Source organism: Aquidulcibacter sp. (genome assembly GCF_044346625.1).
Taxonomy (GTDB): domain Bacteria; phylum Pseudomonadota; class Alphaproteobacteria; order Caulobacterales; family Aquidulcibacteraceae; genus Aquidulcibacter.
The window spans coordinates 1-2,909 of the sequence record NZ_JBIIYV010000158.1 but is presented as its reverse complement, the minus strand read 5'-3'; the positions used below and the strand labels follow the sequence as shown (position 1 = coordinate 2,909).

Genomic DNA, 2,909 nt, shown 5'->3' with positions numbered 1-2,909 from the left:
ATTTCTATCGTGACATGCGCCGTCGAACGGGGCTCTTGATGGAAGGCGATCAACCAGCAGGCGGCAAATGGAATTTTGATCATGACAATCGCAAACCCGCTAAGCCAGATTTGTTCATGCTGCCCCCACGCCATTTTCCTCCGTCCGCACAGACGCAAGAGGTCATCGATCTAGTGGCCGCGCGGTTTGGCGATCACTTTGGCGATTTAGAGCCCTTTTGGTTTGCGACTAGCGCGGCTGAGGCACAGCTGGCCCGCGATCATTTCTTAACCCATCACCTCCCCCGTTTCGGTGAAACCCAAGATGCGATGCTGGAAGGCCAAGCCTTCCTCAATCATGCGGTATTGTCACTTTATCTCAATGTTGGATTGCTTGAGCCGCTCGATTTGTGTCGGCGAGCAGAGCAAGAGTGGCAGGCTGGGCGTGCACCATTGGCAGCAGTTGAAGGCTTTATCCGACAGATTATTGGGTGGCGCGAATATGTGCGCGGCATCTATTGGCTGCATGCTTCAGACTATACGGCCTTTAATCATCTCGACGCCAAGCGCCCCCTTCCCGCACTTTACTGGACGGGGCAAACCAAAATGGCCTGCATGCATGCAGCAATCAGTCAAACCAAACGCGAAGCCTATGCCCATCATATTCAGCGCCTGATGGTCACGGGCAATTTTGCATTGCTGGCAGGGCTCGATCCTCATGCGGTGCATGAATGGTATTTGAGTGTCTATGCTGACGCGTTTGAATGGGTTGAAGTGCCTAACACCATCGGCATGGCACTCTATGCCGATGGTGGCATCATGGCTTCCAAACCCTATGCGGCGAGTGGCGCTTACATCAACAAAATGAGCGATTATTGCGCGAACTGCGCTTATGATCCTGCGGTGAAGGCGGGCCCTAAAGCCTGTCCCTTCAATCCCCTTTATTGGGATTTTATTGGCCGCAACGAAGTCAAGCTTGGCGGTAATCCGCGCATGGGCCCAGTCTACGCGACTTGGCGGAAAATGGGGCCAGCGCGCCGCGACGAAATCAAGGCCGATTCAGCGAAAATCTTGGAGGCCTTAGACAATGGCCATCTCTGAACCCTTAGATGAAGCGGGCATCAGCGAAGTGATCGCGATGGCCTTGAGTGACCATGTAAGTTTTGACCATATCCGAAGCCTGTTTGGGCTTGGCCCCGACCAAGTCAAAGAGCTGATGCGCACCAACCTCCGCCCCGGTAGTTATCGCGCGTGGCGCAAGCGGGTGCGTGACTTTTCCGACCGCCGTGCCCATTACAAATCGGCGAAAACCTTAGCTTAGATGCGCCCGTAGCATCCAAGCCGCCTTTTCTCCAGCTGCGCAGCGCTCGGTCATGAGATCGGCTGTCGCATCATCGTCGTGTTCAGCAGCTAGCTTGAGCGCTTTACGTGCAGAGCGGACGACAGCTTCTTGCCCTTCTAGAAGCGCCTTCAACATTGCGTCTTCACTAGCACTCACATCATTGGCAGTTGGGATCGTCGTGCGGGCGGCCATTTGTCCATGAGTGGGCGCAAAGACACCCAAAGCGCGGATGCGCTCAGCCATCTCATCAAGGGCGGTCCAAAGCTCGTTATATTGATCGGAGAATAATTGATGCAGCGGGCCGAAGCGTGGACCTTGAACATTCCAATGATAGAGATGCGTCTTCTGGTAGAGGCTATAGGAATCTGCCAAAACTTGCGCAAGCGCATCTGCAATGTTGGTGCGGGCACCTGCTGTAATGCCGGTATCGGGTTCCATGACGTATTCCTTTAGATAAAGTGTCTTAAGTGGGATGTAGGGTCTCGTGCCCTCAGAATGAAGGCAAGAGATGGTCTTTTGTCTGCGCTAATTCCTTGAAGGAAATGGCATGACGCGTGCACGAAGGCTTTCTTTAGCGTGACGTTCGCAGTGATAGGTCAGTAAGCATGTTCGACCAGCCAAAACTCGTGATCTTTGATTGTGATGGCGTGTTGGTTGATTCAGAGCCGATTTCTAATGAAATCGGGGCTGAATGGATTACGGCACTCGGTTGGCCAATGGACGCGGCTGAAGCGCGCGCGCGATTTTTAGGGCTCTCTGACACCGCAATGTTCGCGCTGGTTGAACAGAAGATAGGCCGTTCAATCACCGCTGAAGAGATTGCGCATAACCATGAGCGGATCACTGCGCGATTTGAGGCGGAGCTGCGGGCGATTCCAGGTGTTGTGGCGGTCGTAGAAGACTTAGCGGCGCGATCCATTCCATTGGCCGTCGCCTCGAGTGGGGAGCGCGCAAAGATCCTTACCAATTTGGCCAAAGTGGGTTTGGTGAACTACTTTGGCGACCAGATTAGTTCGGCGACCGAAGTGGCCAAAGCCAAGCCTGCCCCGGACGTTTATCTGCTTGCCGCGCGAAAGGCAGGGTTTGTGCCAAGCGAGTGTCTTGCGATTGAAGACAGTCCAAACGGTGTTCTCGCGGCGGTACGCGCGGGGATGCAAGTGATCGGCTTTGCGCGCGAGACCCAAGCATCAGATTTGACCACGGCTGGCGCCCATCAGGTTTTCGCAACCATGGCAGAACTTCATGCGCATTTAGAACAAGCCCTCTGACAACTTATTCCTATGGTTGGTTTGCCAGTAGCTTTGCTGCATCGGCTTCATCAAGCGCGACCATCGCTTCACTTTTGGCAGCCAAGTCTGCATCAAGGACTTCGACCAGTCGAAACTTCTCCCACCACAACATCATGTTTGGGCTGAAACTTCCCTCTTTCTCAAAGAACGCCTGATGGACAATGCGCCAATAGGCTAAGCCACAATCCCCTTCGCCTTCTTCCAAGGCAAAGTCAGCATCAATTGCGTCAAAGCGACATTGGCCGACAGTTAGGGTCTCAATGACAGCTACTGGCCGGGCATTGGCGGTGACAACCCAAT

At 53.9% G+C, this 2,909-nt stretch carries 5 protein-coding genes; 3 read left to right on the top strand and 2 right to left on the bottom strand.

Going from position 1 to position 2,909, the window contains the following annotated elements; genetic code table 11:
- Together ACIQ20_RS16425 and ACIQ20_RS16420 are read left to right on the top strand one after the other, a co-directional pair.
- A partial coding sequence (locus ACIQ20_RS16425; RefSeq protein WP_395782222.1) for a cryptochrome/photolyase family protein occupies nucleotides 1-1,079 on the top strand: 1,079 nt, incomplete at its 5' end.
- Nucleotides 1,066-1,299 carry a DUF2805 domain-containing protein gene (locus tag ACIQ20_RS16420; RefSeq protein WP_395782220.1) on the top strand — a complete coding sequence of 78 codons (234 nt, stop codon included), beginning with the start codon at nucleotides 1,066-1,068 and terminating at the stop codon, nucleotides 1,297-1,299. The genes ACIQ20_RS16425 and ACIQ20_RS16420, both read left to right, overlap by 14 nt.
- Here the strand turns inward: ACIQ20_RS16420 and ACIQ20_RS16415 are convergent.
- Nucleotides 1,291-1,758, bottom strand: a complete 468-nt coding sequence (locus ACIQ20_RS16415) for a Dps family protein (protein WP_395782218.1) — start codon at nucleotides 1,756-1,758, stop codon at nucleotides 1,291-1,293. The two genes, ACIQ20_RS16420 and ACIQ20_RS16415, sit on opposite strands and share 9 nt — an antisense overlap.
- 167 nt (nucleotides 1,759-1,925) lie before the next feature.
- Here ACIQ20_RS16415 and ACIQ20_RS16410 point away from each other — a divergent pair, with 167 nt between their 5' ends.
- On the top strand, nucleotides 1,926-2,588 hold the full coding sequence (locus ACIQ20_RS16410; RefSeq protein WP_395782216.1) for an HAD family hydrolase: 663 nt from the start codon (nucleotides 1,926-1,928) through the stop codon (nucleotides 2,586-2,588).
- 10 nt (nucleotides 2,589-2,598) lie between these two features.
- Here ACIQ20_RS16410 and ACIQ20_RS16405 read toward each other — a convergent pair.
- On the bottom strand, nucleotides 2,599-2,909 hold a 311-nt coding region (locus ACIQ20_RS16405), incomplete at its 5' end, for an ASCH domain-containing protein (RefSeq protein ID WP_395782214.1).

What these genes read in the sequence shown, in the direction of transcription:
- ACIQ20_RS16410 (WP_395782216.1), top strand. Translation starts at nt 1,926, where the DNA reads ATGTTCGACCAGCCAAAACTCGTGATCTTTGATTGTGATGGCGTGTTG.
- ACIQ20_RS16420 (WP_395782220.1), top strand. Translation starts at nt 1,066, where the DNA reads ATGGCCATCTCTGAACCCTTAGATGAAGCGGGCATCAGCGAAGTGATC.
- ACIQ20_RS16415 (WP_395782218.1), bottom strand. Translation starts at nt 1,758, where the DNA reads ATGGAACCCGATACCGGCATTACAGCAGGTGCCCGCACCAACATTGCA.